Genomic DNA, 26,499 nt, shown 5'->3' on the forward strand with positions numbered 1-26,499 from the left:
AACGCTGAACGATCGTCCCCTTATCAATTTGTTGCCGCGCGTTTCACCTTTGAAAACCCCTTGTCTGTTGCCATGAATCTTTGGATCATCGGAGCGATGAGCTTGGCGGGATCGGGTGCCGGCTGTCCGCTCTCGCGCGCGATCGCCTCGGCATAGGCGAGGAGATTGCGATGGACGGCAGCCGGCAACTCGACGGCGATCTTCACCGGCTTATCGTCGAGGATGGTTCCGAGCTTCAGCTTGCTCATCGGCTTGCCTCCTGGCGGTAGGGAGCCAACACCAAATCCCGCGTAACGATGACCCGCACCGGGAAACCTGGCCGGATGGTCAGCGTCGGCTGGATGTTGAGCTGGCGCTGCACGATCTGCTGGCCGGTCTGGCTGATGCTGTTGGACGCGCCGCTACGGATCGCTTGAACGAGGTTGTTCTCATTCTGGCTCGTGCCCGCCTCGCCTCCGACGCTGAGCATGGTCGAGAGGACGGCAGCCTTGAACAGCATGCCCCAGTGGTTGTCGACCTCATCCTCGAGACCGGCATAACCACCGGTGTCGGCGCCGGGCTGGCGCTCTAGCACGATCGAGTTGCCATCCGGCATGATGATGCGGGTCCAGACCAGGAGGATGCGGGACTGGCCGAACGCGACGGAGCTATCGTACTGACCTATCAGTTTGGCACCCTGCGGGATCAGAAGATATTTGCCAGACGGACTGTCCCAGACCGCCTCGGTCACCTGTGCGGTGACTTGGCCGGGCAGATCGGAACGAATGCCCGTGATGAGCGCAGCCGGAATCACGGTGCCCGCCTGCACGACGTAAGGTGAGGCCTTGGCTTCGAGCCGTTCCGGACTGACCGTGCGCTTGTCTGTCGGAGCAGTGAGGAAGGCCGTCTTGCGGTCCTGCATGTTCTGGGCAGATCCGGCATCGACGGGCGGTGTCGCGGCCGGAGTGGCCGTGGCGCCAGCGGAGGCATTCGGGATGAGTTGGCCGACGCTCTGCGGTTGCTGAGCAGTTTGGGCAAAGAGGCGGCTGACCCGCGCCGCCTCGATTTCCTGGCCCCTGCGCTGCGTCTCGGGATCTGACGTCGCCGCCATCGTGTTCGGTGCAGCGCCGGTGTTGAGGATCGGCTTGCCGAGATCGCCGGGCAGCGGCGGCCCGAGCGGCGGTGCTTGACGCGGCAGGCCGGTATAGTCTTTCGGCAACCCGGCCAGACCCTCGGCCGAAGGCCGGTTCTGGGTGCTGAGCAGTTCTTGGCCGCTCTGCGCCTTGTTGCCGGTCTGGAGCGCGTAGCCGAGCGCGCCCGCGACCGCGAGGGCAGACAGCGCGCCGAGGCCGACAAGGACCTTGCGCGAGAGCCGTGTGACACGGGGCCGCTCGCCTCGGAGCCGCAGGTCCGGCGGCGCGACGGGCGGAATGTCGCCCTGACGTTCGTCTTCGCTGTCTATCGCCATGCGCGCGGCCTTCCGTCGGTGCGGACGATGCGCACGCGCCGCTCACTATCCTTGTCGCCAAGACGCAATTCGGCGGCGGCGAACAAGCGGTCGACGATGTAGTAGTTACGGTTTGCTCGGTAGTTCACCAGTTCGGAGCCGCCGGCTGGACCTATCACGAACAGCGGCGGCATTTCACCCTGGGCGATACCGCTTGGGAACTCGATGTAGACCTTGTTGCCGTCATCAAAGGCGCGCAGCGGACGCCAGGCCGGGTCGTCGCCCTCAATAGAGTAGCGGAAGTTGATCGAGGCGAGATCGACGCCAGCCGCAATTGGCGCCGCAGTTTCAGCGGCCGCATTCTGCCGCCGAAGCGCAATCAGCTGGTCCTCGGGATACTGCCAGGAGACCGAGGCCATATAGGTCTTTTCCGTCGAGCACAGCTCGAGGAGATAGGTCCGCCGATCGGTGTTGATCACGAGATTGGTGACCAAATCCGGCCGCGTCGGCTTGACGAGGATATGAATCTTCTTGGTCGCGCCCGCGCCGCTCTCGGTATCGCCGATGATCCAGCGCACAGTGTCACCGGCGGCAACCGGACCGGAGCCGACGAGTTGCTCACCCTCCTGGAGGGCGACATCTGTGATCTGGCCGGGCGCCGTGTAGACCTGGTAGAGGGCTCCGCCGGAGAACGGATAGACCTGTACTGCGTTGATGAAACCATTGCGGACCGGCTGCACCCGTGCCGCGGCGTTGGCCTGTTTGACGCGAACCTTTGGATCGGCGGCTTCCGGGACGCGTTTGCCGGCGGCGAGCGGCTTCAACTGCCCGGGCAGTGGCAGCGGCTGGGGCAACTCCACGATTTTGACGGGCGGCGCCGGGTCGACGGTGAGCGTCGCAGGCTCCGCAGTGTCGTAGCTGATGTCGGGTGGGATGAAATTGTGCGCGCAGCCGCCAAGGGCTGAGACGGATATCAGCAAAGCCGTCAAAGCGGATTTACGGAAAGACGTATCGCCGTCCTTCCGGTTTTGATGAACGATGGAAAAACGCGAAGCCGGACCGCCGGCTTTTGCGAAAATCGGCGGGGTCATTGTCCCAGCTCCTTTGACCAGTTGATGGCGTTGACGTAGATGCCGAGTGGATTCTTGCGCAGCCGATCGGCGTCGGTGGGCGGCTGAATCGCGATGGTGAGGATCGCGGTCCAACGCGTGGTGCCGGCGAGCGCCCCGTCCTGAAAGCGGTGCTCAACCCAGGCCACGCGAAAACTGTCGGGCGAGGCGCGGATGACGCTGGAGACGTCGATCGCGACCTGCTGCTTGCCGAGATTGGCGAAGGGGTCGTTGGCGCGGGCGTAGTCGTTCAGCGCCGCCGCGCCCGCCGTGGTTGTGAAATCATAGGCCTGCAGCCAGTTGTGCCGCACGATGATCGGGTCGGCCGGAAGCGAGCGAACGATCTGAATGAAGTGGGCGAGATACCAGGCGATCTGTGGGTCGTTCGGCCTGTAGTCGGCGGTAGCGGGCGCCATGACTTGCGCTTCGCCGAGCTTGTCGACCTGCACCACCCAGGGAACGACAGTGCCGTGCGTGGATTGCCAGACGAGTCCACCGGCAAGGCCGCAGGACAGCATCAGCGAACCGAAGGCCATCAGCCGCCAGTTCCTGGCCTGCACCCGGGCGGATCCAATGCGCTCATCCCAAACTTGCGCTGCGCGCTGGTAGGGGGTTTCTGGTTCGGGCGTGCGGCCGTAACGAACCGACGATCGCCGGAAGACTGACATTCGTTATTCTCCTCCCGAGAGGTCGACGGAGTGGCCGCCGCCATGGCTGTCGCCGGATTTGAGGGCTTGCGCGGTGGTCTGAGCGCCGTGAATGACGGTCTGATTGCGCTTGACGCGTTGGGCCCAGGCGGGCGGACCGCTCTCGCTCGGCACTTGAGATGCGGCTCCATCGTTTGCGGCCGCGCCGCTCCGAATGGTCCCCATCGTCGAGGAGCCACCCGTGTTGGCGACGCCGGCACGGGCGCCAGAAGTGAAGCTCTCCGTCATTGTCCCTGCCGCTTGCGCAGCGGCGCGTCTGACGGGAGCTGCCGCGTGACTAGCCGCCGCACGGCCTGCACCGCCGAGACCGGACGCGACGCCGCCGGCGCCGGACCGACCGGCTGATGCGAGGCTGTAGGCGGAGGACATGCCGCCCGCCATCGCCGCACCGCCGCGCGCGGCAGCCGCAGCACCAGAGCTGGCTGCCATCGCTCCCCTTCCGGCCAAACCGAGCGCCGCGCCGCCGACCATCGCTGTACCGGCAACAGCCAGACCCGTGCCGACGGTAGCGCCCGCACCAAGCTGCGGCGCGCCGGAAACAAGCCCGGTCGCGATGCCGGGCCCGAAGATGCCGAGGCCCAGCATAGCGAGCGCCGCGAGCACGACAGAGAGCGCCTGCTCGATCGTCGGCTGGCCGCCGGCATAGGCGGTGGTGAACTGCGAAAAGAGCCCGGTGCCGATGCCGACGATGACGGCGAGCACCATGACCTTCACGCCGGAGGCAACGACATTGCCCAGCACCTTCTCCGCGAGAAAGGCGGTCTTGTTGAAGAGCGCGAACGGAATGAGGATGAAGCCGGCGAGCGTCGTCAGCTTGAACTCGATCAGCGTGACGAAGAGCTGCACCGCCAGAATGAAGAAGGCGATCAGCACCAGCAGCCAGGACACCATCAGCACGGCAATTTGTACAAAGTTGGAAAAGAAGCTGGTGAAGCCCATCATTTGGCTTGCGGAGTCGAGCAACGGCTGCCCGGCGTCGAGGCCGACCTGCGCAAGCCGGCCGGGCCGCAGGAAGTCCGCCGTCGAGATCGACGAGCCGCCGGCCTTCAGGCCGAGGCCTGCGAAGCTGTTGAAGATGATGCCTGAGAGCTTGGTGAAGTTAGTGATGATGAAGGCAAAGAAGCCGATGTAGAGGGTCTTCTTCACCAGTCGCTGGAGAATGTCTTCGTCTGCGCCCCAAGCCCAGAACAGGCCCGCGAGCGTGATGTCGATGACGATCAACGTCGACGACAAATACGTGACCTCGCCCTTGATCAGGCCGAAACCCGAATCAATGTAGGTCGTGAAAGTATTGAGAAAGGTGTCGATGACGCCGACGTTGTTCACGGCTTCTCTCCCTTTGGAACAGCCGTCATCGGCTGAGTGGCCGGCGCGGCTTGCGGCAGACGTGGCCGCGCCGGCCTGCCGAAGAAGCGCGCGCGGTTCTCCTTCCAAACCGCCTGGCAGTGCGGATCTTCGGCATCCTGGGGTCCAAGCTCGGCGCAGCGGAGCAGCTCGGCCGAGAGGTCATCGGGAGCGGAGACAGAGGGGGCGTCGGATACCGGCCGCTCGGCTGGACGCCGATGGATGACGTGCAGCGCGGCGAGGAAAATCACGAACACGACGATCATCGCGCCTGCGCGAAAGATATCCGAGCGCTCCATGATCGGTGCCTCAGTTGCCGCTGAACATGGTGACGTTGCCCGGCTGATAGCCGCTGCGTGTCGAGAAGATTTTGTATTGCTGCTGGCCCTGCGACTCGGTCGCCGTTACGCGCGCCTGCTCCAGCGCATCCGCCCGTCCCTTCGCGGCGAGCACCGCGACGAGATCGGATAGCTGCTGGGATTGCAGCGCGAGGAGTTGGTTGCCGGCTTGAGCGGCTTGCAAAGCGCCACTTGCCGACTGACTGGCGGTAACCAGCGTACTCATTGCGCTGGAGTTGGTCGAGATATTGCCGACGACGCCGGCCTGCACCTTCAGCGAGTCTTCGAAAGCGCCCACCGAGTTCTGCCAACGACTTTGAGCCGCGGCAAACATTGTTGCATTGGAGCCCGTCGCCGCCGCCGTGCCGTAGGTGCTGGAATACATCGTCTGGACGCGCTCGACGTTGAAGGCGATGTTCTGGGCCTGGCTCAGCAGTGACTGGGTCTTGGCAATCGATGACTGAAGCTGGGTCAGCGTCGACAACGGCAGGTTGGCGAGGTTCTTTCCCTGATTCACCAGGCTTTGGGCCTGATTGGTCAGCATCTGGATCTGATTGTTGATCTGCTGCAGCTCGCGCGCCGCGGTCAGCACGTTCTGGCTGAAGTTGGTGGGGTCGTAGACGATCCACTGCGCAAGGACCGAGGTCGTCGAAAGCGGCGAGATCGAAAAGGCGAGCGAGAGAGCCGTCGCAGCGGCCAAGCCAGCGCGCCGCACTTCGAGAGCGGTCATGATTGCACCTCCAGGTTTGTCAGGTCAGGGATGAGATCGGCGGCCCACAGCAGTTCGTGATCGGCGAGCCAGGCGGCCGTGAAGTCGTCACGGCCGTGCTCGGCAAGCAGCCGTTCGATTGCGGCATGGTCGGTCTTGGAGGAGGCGGCGCAGAAGGCGAGCGCAACTGGCCCAAGGCCGAGCTCGAACAGCCGATTGCCGCGACGAGACTGGCAATAGTAGTCGCGCTTCGGCGTCGCCCGCGCGATGATCTCGATCTGGCGGTCGTTCAAGCCGAACCGCTGGTAGATGGCGGTGATCTGCGGTTCGATCGCGCGCTCGTTCGGCAGGAATATCCGCGTCGGGCAGCTCTCGACGATCGCTGGCGCGATGTTGCTGCCATCGATGTCGGAAAGCGATTGAGTGGCGAAGACGACGGAAGCGTTCTTCTTCCGCAGGGTCTTCAACCATTCCCTGAGCTGTTGCGCGAAGGCTGGATCGTCGAGGACGAGCCACCCCTCGTCGATGATGAGGAGGGTCGGCCGGCCGTCGAGCCGGCCCTCGATGCGATGGAAGAGGTAGGTGAGGACGGCAGGCGCCGCGCCTGCGCCGATCAAGCCCTCGGTCTCGAACGCCTGCACCGACGCAAAGCCGAGCTGCTCGGCCTCCGCGTCGAGCAAACGGCCGGAGGAGCCGCCGACGCAATAAGGTTGCAGCGCCTGCTTGAGTGCGGTCGATTGCAACAGAACCGTCAAACCGGTGATCGTGCGTTCCTCGGCCGGTGAGGACGCCAGTGACGTCAATGCCGACCAGACGTGCTCCTTCACGGTCGGATCGATGGTGACGCCCTCCTTGGCGAGGATTGCCGTCACCCATTCGGCCGCCCAGGCGCGCTCGGCCGCATCGCCGATACGTGCGAGGGGTTGAAGGGAGACTGAATCTTCGGCGCTGTTGGACAGACTTCCGCCGAGGTCGTGCCAGTCGCCGCCCATGGCAAGGGCCGCCGTGCGGATCGAGCCACCAAAATCGAAGGCGAAGATCTGGCTTTTCCGGTAGCGCCGGAACTGGATCGCCATCAGCGCCAGCAGCACGGATTTGCCGGCGCCGGTCGGGCCGACGATCAGGGTGTGGCCGACGTCGCCGACATGCAGCGAAAACCGGAACGGCGTCGAGCCTTCGGTCTTACCGAAGAAGAGCGGGGAGCTGCGGAAATGCTCATCCCGATCTGACCCGGCCCAGACCGCTGAAAGCGGAATCAGGTGAGCGAGGTTCAGTGTCGAGAGCGGCGGTTGGCGAACGTTGGCGTAGGCGTGACCCGGCAGAGAGCCGAGCCAGGCTTCGAGCGCGTTCACCCCTTCCGGCATGCAGGTGAAGTCGCGCCCCTGGATCACCTTCTCGACGAGGCGAAGCTTCTCAGTGGCGAGACCGGGGTCCTCGTCCCAGACGGTGACGGTCGCGGTGATGTAGGCTTGACCGACGTCGTCGGTGCCCAGTTCCTGCAAGGCGAGATCGGCGTCAGTGGCCTTATTCGCCGCATCGCTATCGACCAGTGTCGAGGCCTCGTTGGTCATCACCTCCTTGACGATGGCTGCAATCGACTTGCGCTTGGCGAACCACTGCCGGCGGATCTTGGTCAAGAGTTTCACCGCCTCGGTCTTGTCGAGGAGGATCGCGCGGGTCGACCAGCGGTAAGGAAAGGCAAGCCGGTTCAGCTCGTCGAGGATTCCGGGATAGGTCGCGGTCGGAAAGCCGACCACCGTGAGTGTACGAAGATGATGGTTGCCGAGCCGCGGCTCGAGGCCACCGGCAAGCGGTTCGTCCGCGAGCAGCGCGTCGAGATGCATCGGCGTCTCGGGGACGCGCACGCGCTGTTGCCGGGTCGAGATCGTCGAATGCAGGTAGGTCAGCGTCTCGCCATCATCGAGCCACGCCACCTCAGGCATGAACCCTTCGACAAGTTGCAGGACGCGGTTGGTCCGATCAACAAAACCACGCAGCAGCTCGTGGGGATCGACGCCGCTCTGCGCGCGGCCCTCATAGAGCCAGCCTTCGATCCGCGAGGCGTCCTCAGCCGGCGGGAGCCAGACGAAGGTCAGGAAATAGCGGCTCTCGAAATGCGCGCCCGCCTCCTCGAAAGCGTCCCGCCGCTCCAAATCGACCAGCGCTGATGCGGCGTCAGGAAAAGTATTGTGCGGATAAGTCTGGGCGGCGATGCGCTGGGCCTCGACGAAGATCGCCCAACCTGAGCCGAGACGGCGGAGCGCGTTGTTGAGTCGGGCCGTTACGCCGACCAGTTCGGCAGGCGTCGCGCTGTCGAGATCCGGCCCGCGGAAGCGCGCCGTGCGCTGGAACGCGCCGTCCTTGTTGAGGACGACGCCCTTCTCGACCAAAGCGGCCCAGGGCAGGAAGTCGGCAAGACTGTGGGGCCGGTTGCGGTATTCGGCGAGGTTCAGCATGGAAGTCTCACACGCCGAGGTAAGAAGGATAGCGGAGGTGGCGTCGAACGACGTCCACGAACTGCGGGTCGCGCTTGGCCGCCCAGACCGCCGCGGCATGGCCCACGGCCCAAATCAGCGCGCCGGGGATCCAGAGGTGGAGGCCGAGCGCTATTGCCGCGGCCAACGTGCCGTTGGCGATCGCAACCGTGCGGGGCGCGCCGCCCATCAGGATTGCCTCGGTGAGCGCGCGATGAACCGGCGCGAAGAAGCCCGGCACGTCTAGATCGATGATGCCGGCCATCACACCAGCGCTCCGCCGGAGAAGCTGAAGAAGGTCAGGAAGAAGCTCGACGCGGCGAAGGCGATCGACAGACCGAAGACAATCTGGATCAGCCGGCGGAAGCCACCGGAACTATCGCCGAACGCAAGCGTCAGGCCGGTCACGGTGATGATGATGACCGACATGATCTTCGCGACCGGCCCTTGCACCGACTCCAGGATCTGATTGAGCGGCGTCTCCCACGGCATCGACGAGCCGGAGGCGTAGGCCGCGGGCGCGATTGCAATGGAGATGACGGCAATTGCGGCGAGGCCCGTGAAGCGGAGTCGCACGCGACGGATCGCGGGAGGAAACTGGATCATGAGGGGTCTCCGGGAAGTGAGGATGGGCCGCCCGCCGCGGCAGAGTTGACGCGGTAGTCGCCGGTGGCGGGATCGAGGCCGGCGACGAGAGCAAGTTCAGCGAGGCGGCGTTCGCTGCCGCGGCCGCGCAGAACCGCGACGAGATCGATGGTCTCGGCGATCAGCGCCTTGGGAACAGTGAGGACGGCTTCCTGGATGAGCTGCTCGAGGCGGCGAAGCGCGCCCAGAGCCGTGCCGGCGTGAATCGTTCCGATCCCACCGGGGTGGCCCGTGCCCCAGGCTTTGAGGAGCTCCAGGGCTTCGCTGCCCCGTACCTCGCCGATCGGAATCCGGTCGGGGCGTAGGCGGAGGGAAGACCGAACCAGATCCGACAGGGACGCCACGCCGTCCTTGGTGCGCAGCGCGACCAGATTCGGCGCGCGGCACTGCAGTTCACGCGTGTCCTCGATCAGGACCACGCGATCGGTGGTGCCGGCGATCTCCGCCAGCAGCGCGTTTGTCAGGGTGGTCTTGCCGGTCGACGTGCCGCCGGCGACCAGGATGTTCTTGCGGGCCGCGACGGCTTCGCGGAGCATGCCCGCCTGCCCGGCCGTCATGATGCCGGCCGCCGCGTAGTCATCCAGGGTGAAAACAGCCACCGCAGGCTTGCGGATCGCAAAGGCCGGCGCCGCAACGACAGGCGGGAGAAGCCCCTCGAACCTCTCCCCCGTCTCGGGAAGCTCGGCCGAGACGCGGGGCTTTTCGGCATGCACCTCAGCGCCGACATGGTGCGCGACCAGGCGCACGATCCGCTCGCCGTCGGCGGCGGACATCGTTCGTCCGCTATCCTCCAGCCCGCCGGACAGCCGGTCGACCCAGAGCCGACCATCGGGGTTGAGCATCACCTCGACGATCGAGGGGTCTTCCAGGAAGGTGGCGATCGCGGGACCAAGCGCGGTGCGCAGCATGCGCGCGCCACGCGAGAAGGCTTCCGAATGGAGTGAAGTGCCCGCCACGATCGTCCCCCGTCGAGTACCAATCGCGGCAAGCGATCAGCAACGGGGATGGATAGAAAAGGCAGGAAACGGGTTAGTTCAACAAGTATTCAGGCGTCGTAGGAAGCGGGCGTAGAGCGGCGAAAAAATACTTGCTGCGTCGAAGCATGCTGATCGACAGTAAGCGCGAATTTCCCTCCACCTTTTGCTTTTGAGTACTCTGATGCATGAGGTGTCCACCAAAATAGGTGGGCACCTTGTGATGGCAGACGATGATCAGAAATTGCGAGTGAGGCTTGTTGGCCGGAACGGTCGCCGGCGCTACGAGGCGGCATCGAAGGAGCGTCTTGTCGCGACCTGTCTTGAGCCTGGGGTTTCGGTATCGAGACTTGCGCTCGAACACGGGGTCAACGCGAACCTGCTTCGGAAGTGGATCAAGAAGCACACCGCGACCAGGTCTCTGCCGCCATCTTCACCATCGGCGTTCATCCGGGTTCAGCTTGAGGAGACCGCCGATCGAGCCCTGTCGCGACAAGACAGCGTGGCGACGGTTGATTTGCCGGCGACTTGCGATGAAGTGCGCGGGTCGGAACCCAAGGGGACTACAGCTTTTTGTTCTCTAGCTGTGGAATCTCAACAGGTCGTCCTTCGGGAGGCCGAGGCGGCTGATGGGTGGTTTGGCCTGCAGGCTGCCGTGCGGGCGATGCCAGTTGTAGTGATGAAGCCAGATTGGCAGGTTTTTGGCGCGCTGGTCTGAGGTGTCATAGGCGCGAGCGTAGGCCCATTCGCGCAGCACTGTCTGGATGAAGCGTTCGGCCTTGCCGTTTGTTTGCGGTCTGTAGGGTCTGGTGAAGATGTGCTTGAGGCCGAGCTTCCTGCACGCTCTGGCGAAGGCCTTGGCGCGGTAGCAGGAGCCGTTGTCGGTCATGATGCCGGTGACCTTCATGCCGAGGCTGCGGTAGTAAGTGACGGCCTCCTTGAGGAAGGCGATGGCGCTCTCCTTTTTCTGATCCCGCCGGATCTGGGAGAAGGCCAAGCGCGATGCATCGTCGATGGCCACGTGGACGAACTCGTGGCCGGCGCCGCGGCTTCGCCTTTCTGGCGATCGTGTGTGATGCGGTGGCCTGGTCTTACGAACCTGCCGAGCTTCTTGATGTCGATATGGATGAGCTCGCCGGGGTGCTCGCGCTCGTACCGGCGCACCGGCTCGGCGGGCTCCAGATCGCGTATCCGGCTTAATCCCAAGCGGCGAAGGATACGGCTGACGGTGGCCGGTGACACCTCGACCTCGGCAGCAATCTGCTTGCCGGTGTGGCGCTGCCGGCGCAACGTCTCGACGGCGGCGCACGTGGCCGGCGGGGTTTGGCTCGGCGATGAACGAGGTCGCGACGAGCGGTCGCGCAAACCATCCACGCCTTCTGCGCGGAACCGCTTGACCCATTTGGCCACGGTTTTCGGTGTCGTGTTGAACTGATTTGCCGCATCAGCCTGGCTCAGCCCGCCCTCGACCACGCCTCGCACCATCGCCTCTCGACCTTTGAGCGTCAAAGGCGCATTCTTGTGGACGTTCATCTGCCTTGGAACACTGAAGCTTCGCAACCTCAGCTTCCTCGGTTCAGACCAGATGGACAACCTCCTGAGAGACCAAATCTAGCCCAAGTGAGCGCGTCCCTGCCGAACGGCGTGAAGCTTGCGCTGGAATGCGGCGATGTGGATGCATGACGGCGATCATCGGAGCACTGGGCCATGTTCAGACTGGGCGGTGAGCTTCAGGTCTATCTGCACCGTGAGCCGATCGACTTCCGGGCTGGCATCAACAGCCTTGCGGTTCTGGTCCAGGAGACGATGGCGCTCGATCCGTTCGCTCTTGCGGTTTTTGCGTTCTGCAATCGCCGTTGCGACCGGATGAAGCTGCTGTTCTTCGATCGGTCCGGCTTTGTGCTGGTCCTGAAGCGGCTAACCGAGGACAAGTTCCGATGGCCGCGCCGCCAAGAGGCGGTCGTCACGCTGACGACCGAGCAATTGCACTCGATCCTTGACGGCATCGATATCGATGCGATGGTCCGCCATCCGGTGCGGCAATATCAGGTTGCCGGCTGAGCCCCAAAGCCGCCACGGCCTGAACAGCCCAGTATCGCCAGATACGAACGCCATCCGTCAAAAGCCCGCGCGTCAACGTGCGAGGAAAATCGTGCTTACGCTCAATCAACGCCCTTTGCGCGTTCTTTACTGCTTCACCTTTCGAGCCTAGTACCCGGAATCAGAGCTGAGTGATACGGCGGCCTTTGAAACGGCGTTGCCGGACCTTTTTCTTGGTCCAGACGAAGGGCTCGGCTCTGTCGTTGTATGCGTTGACGTAGGCATCGATGTGTTCCTGAAGCTGCTTGAGGCTCGTGAAGGAGGTGCCGCTGAGCGACTGCCCCTGCAAGATGGAAAACCATACTTCGACCTGATTGAGCCATGACGCACTTGTCGGCGTGAAATGAAATTGCACGTTGGGGTGGGCCTTGAGCCAGTCCTCGTTCTTTTTATGGGTGTTGAGGTTGTCGAGGATGACGTGAAGCTTGCGGTTCGGAAAAGTCGCGGTGACGCTGTTCATGAAATCGAGAAACTCGACGCGGCGCCGGCGTTTTGAATGGGTCGCGATGATCTTTCCGGTGGCGACTTCGAGCGCCGCAAACAATGTTGTGGTGCCATGCCGCTTGTAATCGTGGCTTTGGCCGGTTAAGGCGCGGCCATTGGGCAACTTCAGATAACCCTGCGCTCGCTCCAAAGCCTGGATCGAGGGCTTCTCGTCCACGCACAGCACAATGGCCTTCGCCGGCGGCGCGACATAGAGGCCGACAACATCGGCGGCTTTGGCCGTAAAGTTCGGGTCGTTGCTCTCGCACCAGGACTTGCGAGCCACCAGGTCAATCTTGTGGCTGCGCAGGAACCGCCAGACATATTGGACATCGACATCGCCCAGCGCCTCGGCCAGCAGGGGGCCGGTCCAGCGCGCAAACCCTTGCGGTGGCGGCTTATCCAGCAGCTTCAGAATCCGCTTGTCGGTCGTCTTCGTATAAATCGGCTGCTTGCCAGGCCGCGGCTTGTCTTGCAGCCCTTCAAGGCCATGGTCGGCATAGCGATGCCGCCAAAGGCTGACAATCCGCGGCTGGACCCCAACTTCCTTGGCGATCGACCGGGTGCTGCGCCCATCCGCCGCCAACAGAACTATCCGCGCCCGCTTCAAATCGCGCTGCAACGTCACCGGTGAGCGACAGCACGCCTCAAGCACCTTGCGATCTTTCCTCGAAAGGTGGACTTCTCTTGCTTCGGGTATCATCCCGACCTTGAATCACGACTCACGTTCCAAGAAAAGTGGGTACTAGCTCGATGAGTGGCCCGTTCTTTAATCGCGGGCACGGTATCAAGTGGCCGTTCCGTCATGGAGATTGCCAAGCTCCGAGGGGAGAACGACGAGCTCCTGAGGATGGTCCGCCTCGTCACCCTGAAGCTTAACGAGGCCCAAAAAGAGATGAGAGACGCCGGCGTGGCCGCACGCGAGGCGCGCGCAATCGCTCGCCGTTTCAGCCCCTGCGCTGTACTACAAACGCAAGATGCCGGAGCGCGACCATGCGCTCATGCGCTCCGGCGGCAGATCGAGGAATTCTTGCGCGACCCGCTCTCGGCAATGCGCTCCTTGCGCACGGCCGTCCCGCGATCTTCCGCCCCGACAACGGTGCCGAGTACAACGCGAAAGCCGCCCGCGCCTTCCTTGTGTCGCTCAATATCGCCATCTCCCGCTCGAAGAAAGACCGTCACTGGGAGAATGGGTACCGGGAGAGTTTCTACGACAAATTCAAGATCGACCTCGCGATTCCGGTCCGCTTCTCTTCCCTCGGCGAGTTTGTCGCTGAAATCTACAGACAGATTCACTACGACAACAATGATCGCATCCGACAGCGCACGGCGAGCGGCCGGTCGTGCTCGTGGGCATGCCGGGTGCCTGAAACTGGGCGTCTTACGAAACGGCTGCGGCACTCTTCGTCTAAGTCACTGACAAGGCGCAGTCGGTCAGATCGACCACGACGTCGCTCGTGGAGATGACACCTCTCCGATGAGTGATCGCTAGCACAGTCACATCCTCAGCTAGCGTGCGTATATGGTCCATAACGTCCCGTTCGGTTCGTTCGTCGAGCGCGGAGCTAGCCTCGTCGAGAAGAAGGATCGCCGGCTGTCCATAGAGCGCGCGGGCAATAGCAACGCGCTGTCGCTCCCCGCCGGAAAGCTTCAAGCCGCGTTCTCCAACGGTTGTTTCAAATCCTTCCGGTAGCGCCTCAATCAACGGGAGAATAGCGGCTTCTTTCGACGCATCGCGAAGGCGTACCTCGTCGCGGGGCCGTCCTAACAAAATGTTGTCAGCTAGCGGCTCATTGAGCAACATCACCTCCTGCGGCACGAGAGCAACTGCGGCATACCAATCCGCGCGATCGACGCTCGCTATATCCGTTCCATCGACGAGAATTCGGCCGTAGTCGGGCTCAATCGATTTCAGGGCGAGCTTAAAGATCGTGGACTTCCCCGATCCGGTTTCACCGACAAGAAAAGTAATCCCGCCGCGCCCGGCCTTAAACGAGACGTCGGTAACGCCGCGACCGTTGTCGTAGGCATAACCAATGCTCTCGAAAGAGAGCTGGTCAGCGGAGGGCTTGAAATCGTGAGCATGAGATGCTTGCCGCTCTTCTGGTGCGGCCCACAGTCTACCTAGAGGGATGAGGTCGGCTCGCGACCGCGCCACGTCAGAGATCGCCCTCGCGACCGTCTCAAAGGGCATATTGAGCTGAAGCAGAAGCGTATTGAATAGCACCATATCGCCAATGGTGATCGCGCCGGCGTGATATTCAGGTATAAGAAGGAGAAGCGTGACCGCAAATTGCAGCGCGACGGCAAGGCCGAGCACGGCGATGTAGGCCAGTCGTTGCAACACGTAGGCTCGCCAGTTATCACGCACCTCCCGCGCCCTTATCATAAAGCACTCGTTGATCCAGGAGTGACTGCCGAAATGGCGCAACGTGTCCATCGCGTTCATGACGTTGCCGACGAACCGAGCATTCTCCTGTCCGGCTTCGATCGCCGCATCCAGGAGCGCGCGTGCCTGACGCGTGGAACTCCAGGTCAATGCAATCGCGATTGCGGTCTTCTTCACCTCGGTCAATGTGGTGAAGCAGCGCTTGCGCCTGGCCTCGGTCTCGCCCGCGTTGCTCGACATCTATGCCGAGGACGGCATGTCGCTTGAGCAGTTGATGGCCTTCACCGTCACCGCGGATCATGGACGCCAGGAACAGGTCTGGCAGGCCATCTCCGGCTCCTGGCAGAAGGAGCCCTATCAGATCCGCCGCATGCTGACGGAGAAGACGGCGCGCGCCTCCGACCGGAGGGCCGTGTTTGTCGGCCTCGACGCCTACGAGGCGGCTGGCGGTGTGGTGCTGCGCGACCTGTTCCAGTCCGACGACGGCGGTTGGCTCGAGGACGTCGCTCTGCTCGACCGCCTGGTCGCCGAGAAGTTGAAGGCGGAGGCAGAAACGATCGCTGCCGAAGGTTGGAAGTGGATCGAGGTCGCGATCGACTTCCCCTACGGCCACACGCGTGGCTTGCGCGAGCTGGACAGCGTATCCGCCGGTCTCACCGCCGAAGAGCAGGCGACCATCGAGGCGCTCAAGGCCGAATTTGCCAGGCTGGAAGCCGAGCATGACGGCGCGGATGAGCTGCCCGACGAGGTTGACCAGCGACTTGGCGAAATCGAGACGGCTCTCGCCGTCTTTGACGATCGACCCATCAACTATCAGCTTGCCGACATCGCCCGCGCGGGTGTGTTCGTCGGCATCGACGCCGAAGGCACGCTCTTGGTTGATCGCGGTTACGTCCGCCCTGAGGACGAGCTACCCGTGGCCGAGCCAGAGCAGGGCAGCGATGGCGAACCCGCTGCCGCGACCTTCGACGGCGCCGAACCATCAGCGCCGGGAATCCAGCGCGCCGTCATCACCATCGGCGGGCAGCTCGCGGAGGCAGAGGATGAGGATGATGATGCGGTGAAGCCGCTCCCCGATCGCCTGCTGACCGAGCTCACGGCGGAGCGGACTTTGGCGCTGCGCGACAGGCTGGCGATCACGCCTTCGGTCGCCTTCCAGGCGGTGCTGCACAAATTCTGCCTCGACGTCTTCTCCCGCTATTCCTCCTACGGGACGGCGATGGAGGTCTCGGTGCGCAGCGTCAGCTTCCCGGTGCAAGCGCAAGGGCTGAAGGACACGCCAGCGGCCAAGGCGATCGACGCGCGCCACAAGACGTGGGAGGAGCGCCTGCCCAAGGAGAAGACCGAACTCTGGGATTGGCTGACCGGCCTCACCGGCGACGAGCAGGCGGCGCTCTTCGCGCACTGCGCCTCATTCGGCATCAACGCGCTCTACGAGAAGGGCGACCGCTACGGCGGCGGCATCACGCCGCACACCGTCGAGCACCGGATCACTGAGGCCGATCGCATCGCCCGGGCCGTCGACCTCGACATGGTGGAGTCCGGTTGGCGCCCGACCGTCGAGAACTATCTCGGCCGCGTCCCGAAGCTCCGCATCCTGGAAGCGGTGCGGGAGGGGGCCGGCGAGCGGGCCGCGCAGCTCATCGATCATCTGAAGAAGGGCGACATGGCCAAGGAGGCCGAGCGCCTCCTCGCCGAGGCCGGCTGGCTGCCCGAGCCCCTGCGGATGCCCGACGCCCAATTGGCGGCGGCTGTCGATGCTGCGGAGCCCGAGGGCGATGGCGAGGCGCTGCCGGAATTCCTCGCCGGCGACGACGAGGAAACTCCGGCCGATGAAGCAGACGAGTCGCGCATGATCGCGGCCGAATAGCTCGAGCACGCGGGGCGGCTTCGGCCGTCCCGCGTCTTTTCACTGCCATTCACACCAAAGCCTGGCGCGAGCCGGGCTTTTGCATTCTGGAGGCTATCGTGCCCTTCTTCACCATCGAGACGACCTATCATTTGCCGATCTATCGGCAGCGAACCTACGAAGCCGAAACGCTCGACCAAGCCTGCGATCTTGCGATCGCCGACGAGGGCTGGGACGACAACAGGTCGGACGTTGAAACGTCTGGCGATACCTATGTTACCGGTGCCTGGGAAGGCCGCGACGCTGCCTATAGCGGCCCACGCCTGGCGTTTCCCTCACGTTTCGGCGAGCAGGTCCAGCGCAAGGCCGGCCATTTCGAGTTGCTGCTCGGTCTGCTCAAAATACTCATCCACGTTCCGGAGGAAGGCTCAATGGATGTCGAGCTTTGGCGCCGGCGGGCAGACGCCGCCATCGCGAAGGCCGAGGCCATTCTCGCGGGCGAAAATGATCCGATCGAAGGAGCTGCGTCGTGACGAAATACGCCGTCACCGTCGTCGAAGGCGATGCGAGCTACCTCGCGGAAGCGGGCGCCGCTGACGAAGGCCAGGCGTAGCCGTCCTGGCAGTTCGGATACTGACGAACGCTTTGTACACGGCGCGCCGCCAACCCGGTGGGGCGCCGTTTCTCATGTCGGGCACCGCCTTGATGCTGAGAGGGAGAGGACGGCCGGGACGGGTTTGAGCCGGCGCGGTCAGAGAGAGCGCCGATCGGCTCGCCCATTCCCGCTCTCCTGAAGGCTTCCTCCATGAATGACCATTCCCCGATCGCGGCCGACCCGGCCGCTCCGATCTCGCCTGTTCGCGCTCCCGAGGGCGCCAGTATCATCATCGCTGCCGCGAGTCATCTCCTTCCGCATCTCGAGCGTGGCCGACGCATCGACGCCGCGCTTCTCCGCGCCGCAATGGAAGTGGCCTCCGGCGCATCCGATGCGACGGGCGCCTGGGACTGGAAGATGGCCTATGACACTTGTGAGGTCGCCACCGTCCTGTTCTTACGCAAATACGGAAAGGCGCTCTTCCGCAAAGCTGATTCTGCGGCTTCACGACTTTCCGCTTTGGAAAAGATCGCAAGGCTTCTGCCGACCCACACGCGCCGCTCTGCCGAGAGCGAAATCTTCCAGCAATTCTCGACCCCGATTCCGCTCGGCCTGGCTGCGCTGACTGCGGCCGCCATTACTGCGGCGGATCGCGTGCTGGAGCCGTCCGCCGGCACCGGGCTGCTCGCCATCCTCGCCGAGATTGCCGGCAGCGGGCTTGTGCTGAACGAACTGGCCAAGACCCGGGCCGTGTTACTTTCTTCTCTCTTTCCGGCCGTTTCCGTCACGCGCTTCGACGCGGCCCAAATCGACGACCACCTCGATCCCACGGTGGTCCCGAGTTTCGTGCTGATGAACCCGCCGTTCTCGGCGATGGCAAACGTTTCGGGCCGGATGGCCGACACCGCGTACCGTCACATCGCCTCGGCCCTGGCGCGTCTCGCCGATGGCGGCCGGCTGGTCACGATATCAGGCGCAAACGTCTCACCCGAAGCCTCAGCCTGGCATGACGCCTTCGCCCGACTGCAGGAACGCGGCCGCGTGGTGTTCACTGCGGCGATCGCCGGCGCGGTCTATGCCAAGCACGGCACCACGATCGAGACGCGTCTCACCGTCATCGACAAAGTGCCTGCCGCGGATCCGAGCGCGTTCCCGGCGTCGCCGGGAATGGCGCCCGACGTTGCGACACTGCTCCGCTGGATCGGCGAACACGTTCCACCTCGTCTGAGCGTCGCATCGACCGGTGTGCTTCCCGTGTCAGCCTCGCCGGCGCGTCGCACCGTGCGCGGCTATCTCGCGAGCGCCGCTGCACAGCCGGTTAAGGCGTCGGTCGCCGATCCCGAAGCCGTCGACCTCGCTTATGAGGCGACAGATTGGGCGCCGCCCGAGGGCGCGCGCCTCAGCGACGCCATCTACGAAGAATACCGGCTCCAATCGATCCGGATCCACGGTGCGCAGGCGCATCCGACCAAGCTGGTGCAGTCGGCCGCGATGGCCTCGGTCGCGCCGCCGAAGCCGAGCTATCGGCCACGGCTGCCGGCAAACCTCGTCAGCGATGGCATTCTGTCCGACGCCCAGCTTGAGACGGTCATCTATGCTGGCGAGGCGCATGGTAACTATCTCGCTGGCGCCTGGACGGTAGACGAGACCTTCGACCTCGTCGCGGCCGCCCGCGACGACGCACCGAACGCCGTCCGCTTCCGTCGCGGCTTCATGCTCGGTGACGGGACCGGCGCCGGCAAGGGTCGCCAGTCCGCCGGCATCATTCTCGACAACTGGCTCCAGGGCCGGTGCAAGGCGGTCTGGATCTCTAAGTCCGACAAGCTGCTCGAGGACGCGCAGCGCGACTGGTCGGCGCTCGGCATGGAGCGTCTGTTGGTCACGCCGCTCTCGCGCTTCCCTCAAGGGTACGACATCCGGTTGGCCGAGGGCGTCCTATTTTTAACCTACGCTGCGGTCCGACGACCGCGGCGAGAAGCTTTCGCGCGTCCGGCAGATTGTTCAATGGTTGGGCTCCGACTTCGACGGCGTCATCATTTTCGACGAGAGCCATGCCATGCAGAATGCCGGTGGCGGCAAGGGCGAGCGGGGCGATGTCGCGCCCTCGCAGCAGGGGCGTGCAGGCTTGCGTCTTCAGCATGCGCTGCCCAATGCCCGCGTCGTCTATGTCTCGGCGACCGGCGCCACCACCGTCCACAATCTCGCCTACGCCCAGCGCCTCGGGCTGTGGGGCGGCGAGGATTTTCCGTTCGCCACCCGCGCCGAGTTCGTCGAGGCGATCGAGGAGGGCGGGGTCGCTGCGATGGAGGTGCTCTCTCGCGATCTTCGTTCGCTCGGTCTCTACACCGCCCGCTCGCTTTCCTACGACGGCGTCGAGTATGAACTGGTCGAGCACCAGCTCTCCGACGAGCAGCGCCGGATCTATGATGCCTACGCCGCTGCCTTCAGCGTCATCCACAATCACCTCGACGCGGCAATGGAGGCCGCCAACATTACCGGTGAGAACGGCACGCTCAACCGCCAGGCGAAGTCGGCCGCGCGCTCGGCCTTCGAATCGGCCAAGCAGCGATTCTTCGGTCATCTGCTCACCAGCATGAAGACGCCGACCCTGGTCCGCTCCATCGAGCGGGACTTGGCCGAGGGCCATGCCGCGGTGATCCAGATCGTATCGACCGGCGAGGCGCTGATGGAGCGTCGGCTCGCCGAGATTCCACCTGAGGAATGGAACGACGTGCGCGTGGACATCACGCCCCGCGAATACGTGCTGGATTACCTCGCCCATTCCTTCCCGGTGCAGGCCTATGAGCCCTTCACCGACACCGAGGGCAATCTCTCGTCGCGGCCCGTCTTCCGCGACGGCCAGCCGGTCGAGAGCCGCGAGGCCGTCGCCCGCCGCAATGAGCTGATCGAGCGGCTCGCGTCGCTTCCGCCTGTTCCCGGCGCGCTCGACCAGATCGTGCAGCGCTTCGGCACGGACCTCGTGGCGGAAGTGACCGGCCGTTCGCGGCGCGTGGTGCGCAGATGTGACCGCCTTACCGTCGAGAACCGTGCAGCTTCCGCCAATCTCGCAGAGACCGCCGCCTTCATGGATGACCTGAAGCGCGTGCGTGTCTTCTCGGAGGCTGGCGGCACAGGCCGCAGCTACCATGCCGAACTCTCGGCGCGGAATCGCCGGCTTCGGGTCCATTATTTGCTCGAGCCGGGCTGGAAGGCCGATGCCGCGATCCAGGGTCTCGGCCGAACGAACCGCACCAACCAGGCGCAGCCGCCTCTATTCCGCCCCATTGCGACCGACGTGAAGGCGGAAAAGCGCTTCCTCTCGACCATCGCGCGCCGGCTCGACACGCTGGGTGCCATCACGCGCGGCCAGCGCCAGACCGGCGGCCAAGGCCTGTTTCGGCCTGAGGACAATCTCGAGAGCCACTACGCCCGCGATGCGCTGCGCCAGCTCTACCTGCTGCTCGTGCGCGGCAAGGTCGAAGGCTGCTCGCTCGAGATGTTCGAGGACGCCACGGGCCTGAAGCTCGTCGACGAAAACGGCATCAAGGACGAGCTACCGCCGATCACGACGTTCCTGAACCGGCTGCTCGCGCTCACGATAGGCCTGCAAGCTTTGCTGTTCACGGCCTTCGAGCAATTGCTGAACGCCAAGGTCGAAGGCGCCATTGCTAGCGGCGTCTACGACATTGGCCTGGAGACGCTACAGGCCGACAGCTTCGTCGTCACCGGTCGGCATCCGATCTACACGCACCCTGCGACCGGCGCGGAAACCCGGCTGCTCACGATCACCGAACGCCGGCGCAACCGTCCCATGACGCTGGATCAAGCGCTCGATTATCTCGCCGATGCTCGGGCGGTGCTGCTGGTCAACGAGCGCTCGGGTCGCGCCGCGGTGCAGATTCCGGCGCCGAGCTTCATGCTCGATGACGGCGAGATCGAAAGTCGGGTGCGGCTGATTCGTCCGATGGAGCACCATCATGCTTCGATGAAGATGATGGACGAGAGCCACTGGCAGCCTACGGATCGCGAGACATTCGCCGCGGCATGGAACGGCGAAGTCGTCGACGTTCCCGAGTTCGCTGAGAGCACGCTCCACATCGTCGCAGGTCTGCTGCTGCCGATCTGGAAGCGGTTGCCGAACGAGTCGACGCGCGTCTATCGGCTCCAGACCGATGCTGGCGAGCGCATCATCGGTCGCAGGGTCTCGCCAGCTTGGGCCGCGAGCGCTTGCATGACCGCGACCTGCAGCTTGACCCCGAACGAAGCCTTCTCGGCGCTGATGGAGGGGCGCACCGTCCTTGAGCTCGCCGAGGATCTGCAGCTCCGTCGTGTCCGCGTGATGGGCGCCCATCGCTTCGAACTGTCCGGCTTTACAGATGTGATGCGTGACCGGTTGCGCGCATACGGCCTCTTCAGCGAAATCATCTCGTGGAAGCTGCGCATGTTCGTGCCATCAGATGCGACCGGCGCCGCCGTGTTGGCAAAGGTGCTCGACCACTATCCGATCGTGCGCATCGGCGAGCGGGAGGCCGCCTGATGGCCCGCGACAACGCCTCCGAACTGGCCCGCCGTCTTGCGCGTGACGCCGAGGCCGTGTGCCGCCATTACCTGTCCAACGGGCGGCGCCAGGGCCGATATTGGACGGTGGGCGACGTCCGCAATACGCCCGGCCGGTCGATGTTCGTCCGGCTCAGCGGACCGGAATCCGGACCCGGCGCCGCTGGGCATTGGCGAGATGCTGCCTCGGCCGAGCATGGCGATCTCCTCGACGTGATCCGCGAGAGCTGCTGTTTCACGAACTTTCGCGACGTCGCCAATGAGGCACGACGCTTTCTGAGCCTGCCGCGTCCAGAACCGGAGCCTGCGCCAAATCGCCTCCGGTCGAGAACGTCGCCCGCGCCCCTCGGATCGCCAGAGGCGGCGCGGCGGCTCTTCGGCGTGTCTCAGTCGATCGCAGGCACACTCGTAGAAGCGTATCTCCGCAATCGCGGCATTACGGCTTTGCACGAAACCGGAAGTCTGCGCTTTCACCCACGTTGCTACTACAGGCCCGACGACCACAGCGCGACCGAGACCTGGCCGGCGATGATCGCCGCCGTCACCGATCTCCGCGGCCACCTGACCGGCGCGCATCGCACCTGGCTTGACCCCGGAGGCTTCAGCGAGACGACGCTCGGCAAGGCGCTGATCGACACGCCGAAACGGGCGATGGGCGACCTGCTTGGTCACGCCGTTCGATTTGGCCTAGCGGGTGAGGTCATGGCGGCCGGCGAGGGCATCGAGACGATGCTGTCGCTCCGCAGCGTGCTGCCGACCATGCCGATGGTCGCGGCCCTATCGGCGGCGCATCTCTCAGCCATCCTTCTCCCGGACACGCTCCGCCGGCTCTACATCGCCCGCGATGACGATCCTGCCGGTGACGGCGCCATGGCGACCTTGATCGATCGGGCGCAGGAGGCCGGGATCGAGGCGATCGTGATCTCGCCACGGCTTGGCGACTTCAACGAGGATCTTCGTCTGCTCGGATTTGACGCCCTTCGGGCCGCGAGCCGCGTGCAGATCGCGGCGCAGGACGTCGCGCGCTTTATCGAGCTGGCGGCATAGCCGGAACGGGGATGAGGTGCGACGCAGCCGCTTCGTTATCGCGAGGCCGGTGGTCCTGCTTCCCCTCGGCGCCGGAGAGGACCGCCCCACGGCCTTCCGAGAGGGCGATCGGGCGGCAAGCGGCCCGGACCGGCAACCTCGTGGACCGACTATTTTCCGTCGGCGGCAGAGCCGCCTTTACATCGCGAGGCAAAATAGTCGGCCCCCTTCGTTCCTCCGCTAACGCTCCGGCCCTCCGCTGCGCTGCGGGTGCAAGTCCGTTCCGCCCGCCGCTTTCGTCGCCATGAAGATCCTATGAGTGGCGACGGCGGTCCGTTTCGATACGATCGGCATTGCCAATCGTCGAAAAGGGAGCGATCAGATGAAATTAAATGGAGATGCTAACAAGACGACGAACAAAGTACTGAACGCAATCTTCGTCTCTGTCGAATTGAGCCGGAAGACTTGGCTCGTCACATCGCTGGTGCCGGGAACGGGGGAGAAGCTGTCACGTCACACAGTGATGGGTGGTGACATTGCGGGGCTTTTGGAACGTCTCGCCCGACTGAAGCAGAAGGCATTGGACAGAACCGACCAATCCTATCCCATCATCGTCATTCAAGAAGCTGGACTCGACGGCTTTTGGGTCCATCGGGTTCTGCAGGCCCAAGGGCACGAGAGCCATATTGTTGACGCCGCCTCGATCGCAGTTTCGCGGCGTCGTCGCCGGATCAAGACAGACCGGCTGGATGGAGAGACCCTCATCCGAGCCTTGCTGGCCTTTGAGCGAGGCGAGCCGCGTGTTTGCTCGATGCTGCGTGTGCCCTCGCCCGACGACGAGGACCGTCGCCGCATAACACGCGAACGCATGGTGCTGATGCAGGAGCGAATCCAGCATAGCAACCGAATCAAGGGCCTTCTCTTCTCGCAGGGCGTCACCGATTACGATCCACTCCGGCGTGGTCGGCGCGAGCGGTTCGAGGCTGTGCGAACCGGTGATGGACGAGATCTCCCGCAGCATATGAAGCGCCAGTTCGACCGGGATCAAGGAATCGGAAAGTCCGGAAACACGCGCCTGCGCTCCACACTGCTGGAGATGGCTTGGCTTTGGTTGCGTCATCAGCCCGGCTCGGCGCTCAGCCGATGGTTCAACGAGCGTGTCGCCCAGAATGGCGGCCGCTTCAAGAAAGTCATGATCACGGCATTGGCGCGCAAGCTCATCGTGGCTCTGTGGAAATACGTTAGCGCCGGAGTTGTGATCGAAGGCGCCATCGTTCGGCCATGACAACATCGCTTCCCAGTTCGGTCCGGGCCTAATCAGCTCGCCCGGAACCAGGGTGGACGACCGGATCGCGGCTTGGCTCGCACGCCGTCACGAAGAATGGTCTCGTCCTCTTGAGCCTTTGCCGCCGTAGGCGGGATTTTGGTGCGGCCGCATGCGCGGCGACCGGATGTGAGGTTGATACGTGCATTGGCGCGGATCAGCAGATCGGCTCAGACCTTGGGTTCGAGAGCGGGAAGCAGGCCGGTAAGGGGCAGCGCCGACGATATCGAGGTGCGCCCAATGCCAGCGTCGTTCTCGGCAGACTTGCCGACGAAGCCACCGTGCGGCCTCTCTCTTGGCTGGTCTGGCGCTGTCCGGCCTATGCCAGCAACGGCTTCGCCGACCTTCTTCCCCGGCGTGTGCCACGCCTTCCTCGCGAGACAAGAAGCTCGGCTATCGCCGTCCTCCGCTGTGCTGCGGCCCTCCGGGTGCAAGCCGGCCGTCCATCGCCTCTCGACCGCCATCGAGACCGCATCGGGTGGCTTCGAGGAACAGTCAGGAGAAACGAAAATGGCTCAGATCGGTACGTTCAATCACGGCGAAGATGGCTCCTACACCGGCACCAAGCGTCCGATTTGTACTCCACAATAATCTCGAGTTCACCACCGCTCATTCTTGCCTTGACCAAACAACTCTCATGTGAGGCCGCGATGGGCGCGGTCGATCCGACCAGGGAAAGCCGCAATGACCACCGACCACGACGACGATCTCGAGCCGCACCAAAGCTCATCCCCAACCGACCAAGTGCTCCAGGAACTCCAGCTCTTTGGCTACCGTCCCTTCCACGATGAGCCCGATCCCCGGCGGCTCCCTGAAGCGCGAGTCCTCGCCGGCAGCATCGTCGACATCTTCGATGCCCTCGTGGTGGAGCTGTCCGATACCCGTCTTGAGCCCGACCTCGAGGACCTGCTCTGGTCGACGGTGAACGTCTTCCACCGCGCCAGCGACAGGATCGAACGAGAGCTCGACGGCAATGAACTGGCCCAGCAGCGCTCCCAGCGCGAACAGGACGGCAGCGAGGTGAAATCCGTCGAATTGGAGCGCCTGACGGCGGAAGGTCAAACACTGATCGAGCGACGCAACGCCTTCGAGCTGATGCGCGACCAGGCCGCCGACGAGTTCGAACGCCACACCCATTCCGTCTGGCGGCCGCGCAACGGGTCGAGGGTCAACCACCGCAATCTGACCTCCGCGATGATCGACAGCCGCGACTTCCTGGTCGCGAAGAAGCGCGCCGACAATCAGGTGCTCATGCCGCCCGGACCGAAAGTCGCGCTGACCGGTGGTCTCGACTTCAACGATCACCGGTTGATCTGGGCCAAGCTGGACCAGGTGCACGCCAAGCATGCGGACATGGTGTTGCTGCACGGCGGATCCCCCAAGGGCGCCGAGTTGATCGCCGCCAAGTGGGCCGGCAATCGCAAGGTTCCGCAGATCGCCTTCAAGCCCGACTGGACGAAGCATGCCAAGGCCGCGCCGTTCAAGCGCAACGATGCGATGCTGGAGACGCTACCCATCGGCGTGATTCACTTCCCCGGTACCGGTATCCAGGACAATCTGGCCGACAAGGCGAAGAAGCTCGGCATCCCGGTCTGGAGGTTTGGCGGCGCGTAAGCGCTGCCGCAAACACTAACGGCTAGAAGCCTGCGGCTCGCTCAATGCGGCTGATTGTGCGATTTGAGCTGCGGCCCCGACGCGTCGGCCGCAGCCTTGCACCGGGTTTGCTCGGATCTTCGTTCAGATCACAATTTCGAGCAAGGCCCCCACTCTCGTCCCCGCGCGCGGCCTTGATCACCTCTCCGACGTCGAGGGCGGTGTTGGTAATTGTCCATCCTTGCAGAGCGGAGGTCTGCCGTACCTCCTCATCGCTCGCGGCGAGGATTTCCTCGCTCAGCGCTCCGAGCAGGCGGGCCAGATCGAGACTGGGGTGCTAGCGTGTCACTTACTCCAGTTTTGTTGATGGCGCAGCAGGGTGCGCCGCATCCGCCGTCGCGTCGTGTCGTAGTCGAGCTCGGACATATCATGGACCTTGCAGATTTCTCTGGCCGTCAGGCCATCGGCCATGCCCGCAATGATCTTCAGCGCCCGGGGATCGGCTTCGAACAGCCGATAGACGTTGGCCAACTTCTGGGCGGCGGCCAGGATCCGCTCCGGATCGGGCTCCTCATCGGCCTCGTCACCGGGCCAGCTTCTCTGGTCCGGATCATCTCGGCTCACAAGCAGCCTTTGCTCGAGCCGCGCACGCCGCCAATGGTCGTTGCAGATACTGCGCATGACACCCGACAGAAACGCAAGAATGGGTACGTCTGGCGGCCAGGGGCGCGAGCCGTCGAGAACGCGTGCGATCGCCTTGTGGAGGATGTCGTTCCAGCCAACTCCTCCCGGCAGCATGCGTGTTTTTGTTGAGGCTCGCACAATCGTGACGACCTCGAGGCTGCAGTCGTAGGCGG

Annotated in this window: 21 protein-coding genes and 4 pseudogenes; 9 read left to right on the forward strand and 16 right to left on the reverse strand. The window is 64.0% G+C overall.

Going from position 1 to position 26,499, the window contains the following annotated elements; all coding sequences use genetic code 11:
* Positions 1–23: 23 nt before the first annotated feature.
* From BJA_RS41990 to trbB, 11 genes are read right to left on the reverse strand one after another with little or no spacing between them, the layout of a single operon-like run.
* Positions 24–248, reverse strand: coding sequence for a DUF2274 domain-containing protein (locus tag BJA_RS41990; RefSeq protein WP_011090986.1), 225 nt, complete (start codon positions 246–248; stop codon positions 24–26).
* Positions 245–1,447 (reverse strand): TrbI/VirB10 family protein, encoded by a 1,203-nt coding sequence (locus tag BJA_RS41995; protein ID WP_011090987.1) that lies wholly within the window; start codon positions 1,445–1,447, stop codon positions 245–247. Before BJA_RS41995 ends, BJA_RS41990 begins: the two co-directional genes overlap by 4 nt.
* A complete protein-coding gene (gene trbG, locus BJA_RS42000; protein WP_011090988.1) occupies positions 1,438–2,517 on the reverse strand; it encodes a P-type conjugative transfer protein TrbG in 1,080 nt (359 codons plus the stop codon). Before trbG ends, BJA_RS41995 begins: the two co-directional genes overlap by 10 nt.
* Entirely contained in the window at positions 2,514–3,203 is a 690-nt protein-coding gene (gene trbF, locus BJA_RS42005; RefSeq protein ID WP_011090989.1) for a conjugal transfer protein TrbF, read from the reverse strand. Before trbF ends, trbG begins: the two co-directional genes overlap by 4 nt.
* Positions 3,204–3,206: 3 nt before the next feature.
* Positions 3,207–4,568 carry a P-type conjugative transfer protein TrbL gene (gene trbL / locus BJA_RS42010; RefSeq protein WP_011090990.1) on the reverse strand — a complete coding sequence of 454 codons (1,362 nt, stop codon included), beginning with the start codon at positions 4,566–4,568 and terminating at the stop codon, positions 3,207–3,209.
* Positions 4,565–4,885 (reverse strand): putative entry exclusion protein TrbK-alt, encoded by a 321-nt coding sequence (gene trbK-alt / locus BJA_RS42015; protein ID WP_011090991.1) that lies wholly within the window; start codon positions 4,883–4,885, stop codon positions 4,565–4,567. Before trbK-alt ends, trbL begins: the two co-directional genes overlap by 4 nt.
* A gap of 10 nt (positions 4,886–4,895) precedes the next feature.
* Positions 4,896–5,654, reverse strand: a complete 759-nt coding sequence (gene trbJ, locus BJA_RS42020; RefSeq protein WP_011090992.1) for a P-type conjugative transfer protein TrbJ — start codon at positions 5,652–5,654, stop codon at positions 4,896–4,898.
* Entirely contained in the window at positions 5,651–8,089 is a 2,439-nt protein-coding gene (gene trbE, locus BJA_RS42025; protein WP_011090993.1) for a conjugal transfer protein TrbE, read from the reverse strand. The genes trbJ and trbE overlap by 4 nt, the downstream gene beginning before the upstream one ends.
* 7 nt (positions 8,090–8,096) lie before the next feature.
* Positions 8,097–8,372 carry a VirB3 family type IV secretion system protein gene (locus BJA_RS42030; protein WP_026312513.1) on the reverse strand — a complete coding sequence of 92 codons (276 nt, stop codon included), beginning with the start codon at positions 8,370–8,372 and terminating at the stop codon, positions 8,097–8,099.
* On the reverse strand, positions 8,372–8,713 hold the full coding sequence (locus tag BJA_RS42035; RefSeq protein WP_011090995.1) for a TrbC/VirB2 family protein: 342 nt from the start codon (positions 8,711–8,713) through the stop codon (positions 8,372–8,374). The genes BJA_RS42030 and BJA_RS42035 overlap by 1 nt, the downstream gene beginning before the upstream one ends.
* Complete coding sequence (gene trbB, locus BJA_RS42040; protein WP_011090996.1) at positions 8,710–9,708, reverse strand: P-type conjugative transfer ATPase TrbB; 999 nt, start codon at positions 9,706–9,708, stop codon at positions 8,710–8,712. Before trbB ends, BJA_RS42035 begins: the two co-directional genes overlap by 4 nt.
* A gap of 241 nt (positions 9,709–9,949) precedes the next feature.
* Here trbB and tnpA point away from each other — a divergent pair.
* A pseudogene (gene tnpA, locus BJA_RS42045) lies at positions 9,950–10,187 on the forward strand (IS66-like element accessory protein TnpA); the annotation flags it as partial.
* Between the two features lie 119 nt (positions 10,188–10,306).
* On the opposite strand, the pseudogene BJA_RS42050 reads toward tnpA, so the two are convergent.
* A pseudogene (locus tag BJA_RS42050) lies at positions 10,307–11,259 on the reverse strand (IS481 family transposase).
* A gap of 78 nt (positions 11,260–11,337) precedes the next feature.
* Here BJA_RS42050 and BJA_RS43510 point away from each other — a divergent pair.
* Positions 11,338–11,453, forward strand: a pseudogene (locus BJA_RS43510) (IS66 family insertion sequence element accessory protein TnpB); the annotation flags it as partial.
* A complete protein-coding gene (tnpB, locus tag BJA_RS42055) occupies positions 11,434–11,787 on the forward strand; it encodes an IS66 family insertion sequence element accessory protein TnpB (RefSeq protein ID WP_011091000.1) in 354 nt (117 codons plus the stop codon). The pseudogene BJA_RS43510 and the gene tnpB, both read left to right, overlap by 20 nt.
* 160 nt (positions 11,788–11,947) lie before the next feature.
* Here the strand turns inward: tnpB and BJA_RS42060 are convergent, their stop codons facing one another.
* The 3 genes from BJA_RS42060 to BJA_RS42070 form a co-directional block, all read right to left on the reverse strand.
* A complete protein-coding gene (locus BJA_RS42060) occupies positions 11,948–13,012 on the reverse strand; it encodes an IS630-like element ISRj1 family transposase (protein WP_011084514.1) in 1,065 nt (354 codons plus the stop codon).
* A 296-nt stretch (positions 13,013–13,308) separates the two neighbouring features.
* Positions 13,309–13,710 (reverse strand): hypothetical protein, encoded by a 402-nt coding sequence (locus BJA_RS42065; RefSeq protein ID WP_011091001.1) that lies wholly within the window; start codon positions 13,708–13,710, stop codon positions 13,309–13,311.
* 7 nt (positions 13,711–13,717) lie between these two features.
* Positions 13,718–14,875, reverse strand: coding sequence for an ABC transporter ATP-binding protein (locus tag BJA_RS42070; RefSeq protein ID WP_223153799.1), 1,158 nt, complete (start codon positions 14,873–14,875; stop codon positions 13,718–13,720).
* Between BJA_RS42070 and BJA_RS42075 the strand changes: the two genes are divergently transcribed.
* From BJA_RS42075 to BJA_RS42100, 6 genes and pseudogenes are all read left to right on the forward strand, one after another.
* Positions 14,832–16,568: a hypothetical protein gene (locus tag BJA_RS42075; protein ID WP_011091003.1), complete on the forward strand. Its 1,737-nt coding sequence runs from the start codon at positions 14,832–14,834 to the stop codon at positions 16,566–16,568. The genes BJA_RS42070 and BJA_RS42075 overlap by 44 nt on opposite strands.
* Before the next feature lie 98 nt (positions 16,569–16,666).
* Positions 16,667–17,080 carry a hypothetical protein gene (locus tag BJA_RS42080; protein ID WP_011091004.1) on the forward strand — a complete coding sequence of 138 codons (414 nt, stop codon included), beginning with the start codon at positions 16,667–16,669 and terminating at the stop codon, positions 17,078–17,080.
* Positions 17,081–17,352: 272 nt separating this feature from the next.
* Positions 17,353–21,679, forward strand: a pseudogene (locus BJA_RS42085) (strawberry notch-like NTP hydrolase domain-containing protein).
* Positions 21,679–22,746 (forward strand): DUF7146 domain-containing protein, encoded by a 1,068-nt coding sequence (locus BJA_RS42090; RefSeq protein ID WP_011091007.1) that lies wholly within the window; start codon positions 21,679–21,681, stop codon positions 22,744–22,746. Before BJA_RS42085 ends, BJA_RS42090 begins: the two are co-directional and overlap by 1 nt.
* Before the next feature lie 361 nt (positions 22,747–23,107).
* Entirely contained in the window at positions 23,108–24,010 is a 903-nt protein-coding gene (locus BJA_RS42095; RefSeq protein ID WP_018646331.1) for an IS110 family transposase, read from the forward strand.
* A gap of 723 nt (positions 24,011–24,733) precedes the next feature.
* A complete protein-coding gene (locus BJA_RS42100) occupies positions 24,734–25,663 on the forward strand; it encodes a DUF2493 domain-containing protein (protein ID WP_011091010.1) in 930 nt (309 codons plus the stop codon).
* Between the two features lie 324 nt (positions 25,664–25,987).
* Here the strand turns inward: BJA_RS42100 and BJA_RS42105 are convergent, their stop codons facing one another.
* The gene (locus tag BJA_RS42105; RefSeq protein ID WP_063921587.1) at positions 25,988–26,440 is read right to left on the reverse strand and encodes an RNA polymerase sigma factor; all 453 of its coding nucleotides are present in this window, start codon (positions 26,438–26,440) and stop codon (positions 25,988–25,990) included.
* Between the last annotated feature and the right edge of the window lie 59 nt (positions 26,441–26,499).

It is taken from the genome of Bradyrhizobium diazoefficiens USDA 110, assembly GCF_000011365.1.
Taxonomy (GTDB): domain Bacteria; phylum Pseudomonadota; class Alphaproteobacteria; order Rhizobiales; family Xanthobacteraceae; genus Bradyrhizobium; species Bradyrhizobium diazoefficiens.

Excerpts from the sequence above, each read along its gene's own strand:
- BJA_RS41990 (WP_011090986.1), bottom strand. The coding sequence starts at position 248 with ATGAGCAAGCTGAAGCTCGGAACCATCCTCGACGATAAGCCGGTGAAG.
- trbF (WP_011090989.1), bottom strand. The coding sequence starts at position 3,203 with ATGTCAGTCTTCCGGCGATCGTCGGTTCGTTACGGCCGCACGCCCGAA.
- trbE (WP_011090993.1), bottom strand. The coding sequence starts at position 8,089 with ATGCTGAACCTCGCCGAATACCGCAACCGGCCCCACAGTCTTGCCGAC.
- BJA_RS42105 (WP_063921587.1), bottom strand. The coding sequence starts at position 26,440 with ATGCTGCCGGGAGGAGTTGGCTGGAACGACATCCTCCACAAGGCGATC.
- tnpB (WP_011091000.1), top strand. The coding sequence starts at position 11,434 with ATGTTCAGACTGGGCGGTGAGCTTCAGGTCTATCTGCACCGTGAGCCG.
- BJA_RS42095 (WP_018646331.1), top strand. The coding sequence starts at position 23,108 with ATGAAATTAAATGGAGATGCTAACAAGACGACGAACAAAGTACTGAAC.
- trbG (WP_011090988.1), bottom strand. The coding sequence starts at position 2,517 with ATGACCCCGCCGATTTTCGCAAAAGCCGGCGGTCCGGCTTCGCGTTTT.
- BJA_RS42090 (WP_011091007.1), top strand. The coding sequence starts at position 21,679 with ATGGCCCGCGACAACGCCTCCGAACTGGCCCGCCGTCTTGCGCGTGAC.
- BJA_RS42100 (WP_011091010.1), top strand. The coding sequence starts at position 24,734 with ATGACCACCGACCACGACGACGATCTCGAGCCGCACCAAAGCTCATCC.
- BJA_RS42060 (WP_011084514.1), bottom strand. The coding sequence starts at position 13,012 with ATGATACCCGAAGCAAGAGAAGTCCACCTTTCGAGGAAAGATCGCAAG.
- BJA_RS42035 (WP_011090995.1), bottom strand. The coding sequence starts at position 8,713 with ATGATCCAGTTTCCTCCCGCGATCCGTCGCGTGCGACTCCGCTTCACG.
- BJA_RS41995 (WP_011090987.1), bottom strand. The coding sequence starts at position 1,447 with ATGGCGATAGACAGCGAAGACGAACGTCAGGGCGACATTCCGCCCGTC.
- trbJ (WP_011090992.1), bottom strand. The coding sequence starts at position 5,654 with ATGACCGCTCTCGAAGTGCGGCGCGCTGGCTTGGCCGCTGCGACGGCT.
- BJA_RS42030 (WP_026312513.1), bottom strand. The coding sequence starts at position 8,372 with ATGGCCGGCATCATCGATCTAGACGTGCCGGGCTTCTTCGCGCCGGTT.
- trbK-alt (WP_011090991.1), bottom strand. The coding sequence starts at position 4,885 with ATGGAGCGCTCGGATATCTTTCGCGCAGGCGCGATGATCGTCGTGTTC.